Origin of the sequence: Synechococcus sp. H60.1, assembly GCF_047462335.1 — a bacterium.
In the GTDB taxonomy this organism is placed as follows: domain Bacteria; phylum Cyanobacteriota; class Cyanobacteriia; order Thermostichales; family Thermostichaceae; genus Thermostichus.
Genome location: NZ_JANSJA010000054.1, coordinates 1 through 1518, shown reverse-complemented (window position 1 = coordinate 1518; position 1518 = coordinate 1). Strand labels below are relative to the sequence as shown.

2 protein-coding genes are annotated in these 1518 nt (G+C 59.4%); both read right to left on the bottom strand.

Features of this window, described 5'->3' with window-relative positions; genetic code table 11:
* Positions 1–502, bottom strand: a 502-nt coding sequence (locus NW852_RS02945) for a PD-(D/E)XK nuclease family protein (protein WP_414426447.1), incomplete at its 3' end; no start/stop codon positions are given.
* Positions 503–610: 108 nt separating this feature from the next.
* Positions 611–1189 carry a hypothetical protein gene (locus NW852_RS02940; protein ID WP_414426446.1) on the bottom strand — a complete coding sequence of 193 codons (579 nt, stop codon included), beginning with the start codon at positions 1187–1189 and terminating at the stop codon, positions 611–613.
* Between the last annotated feature and the right edge of the window lie 329 nt (positions 1190–1518).

The window sequence follows — 1518 nt, the reverse complement described above, 5'->3', positions numbered from 1 at the left end:
CACACAGCAGCAGCGGGTAGAGGCGCACCTGCCAGTCCTGGGCCAACTGTTCGTCAGGCGGGCGCTGCCGCTCCGTCTTCCAATCCACAATCTGCAGGGATCCGGGGGTAATTACCAGCCGATCCAGGCGGGCGATCAGCTTAAACCCTTCGATCCGCTGCCAGATGGGCAGTTCCGCCAACACCCGCCCCTGTGGGTGAGCATGGGGACTGGCCAAAAACACCTGCCACCACTGCTGTACCGCCTCGTCCAGGCTGGGCAGGCGTGGCTCCACCTGCCGTCCGCGGCTGTGCCATTCCACCAAACGGTGAAACTGCTGTCCTCGTCTCTGCTCCGCTTCCTGTTCAAAAACATTGGCAGCCGGCCAGATCAGCCGCTCCAGATACACGTAGCGAAACAGGCGCGGGCAGTGATCGAGCAGCGCCAAGGCCGAAGCAGACAGGTTGATCTGCTCAAGGCTCAACCTCTCCGGCGCAGGCGTAGAGGCTGGGATCCTGGACATGGGCTAGGGAGAGAGATTGAAAGCCATTTTAAGTCTGAGACGGGCTCCTCCCATCGCTACGCGCTGGCAGGTTGGGCGCTAACGTCCCTGCCCTTTTCCAAGTTTCTGTCAATCACAGCCGGTTACCCCTTCGGCACAGTAGGTGCTCCACCAAGGGTTAAAGTTGGAGGGATCCTCTGGCAGGGTACTGATGTTCAGCAGTTCTTGGAAGCTGCTGTCGCGGCCCCCGTAGCGCAGGTGCATGTGGACGGGATCCCCGTGCGGTGCTCGCAGAATGACGTAGGTGAACGCTTCGCAACTGGGATCTGCTCCGGGCTGCAGCTGAAATAGGTCCCAGATGGAGCTGAGGGAACGTTCTGGATAGTAGAAGGGATCTGGGGCAGCCCCCCGATAGGCGTAGCGGCAATTTTCGGCCAGCGGTTCTTTCCCTTCTAGGTCGGCGTAGAAGGAGAAAAACTCCATCTTCTCGAACTTCACCCGCTTCGGGTTGCGCGGATCGTTTGCCGATTGTTCCTGAGCCATATCGAGGGTGAAGACACCATCAATGCCCAAGTAGGGCACTTTGTAGGCATTGGGCGACACGACCTGCAGCTCTAACGCTGCGGCAGCGGCTCCAAAACCGAGAAGGCTCAGGCTGCTGACCAGCCAGGTGAGAGCCGTTGAGGAACCAACTTGACGGGAGAGCATAGGAACTTTGTCGTGCCTTTGTTGTGCGATGAGCTGCAGAGCAGTTTAGGAGAAGCCTTGAGCGCGTACCATCCCGCCGGGGGGCATTTTGGGAACCAGCTACCCTGCAGAGGCGGCTCCGAGCGACGGGATCCCTCATGGCCCTCGACAAAGCAGTAAAATTGGGGTCAAGCTCACGCTAAAGGTGTCGGCTCTGCCGCCAGCGCCTGAGCGTCTGCAAACTGTTTTATAAAGAGAGGAAAGCCCCGTGGAGCTAGCCGAGATCGAGGAGTTAATGAACAAAGCAGTGCAGGCCACCCAGCGCTCCTTTAACACGGTGCGCACCGGGC

Excerpts from the sequence above, each read along its gene's own strand:
- NW852_RS02940 (WP_414426446.1), bottom strand. The coding sequence starts at position 1,189 with ATGCTCTCCCGTCAAGTTGGTTCCTCAACGGCTCTCACCTGGCTGGTC.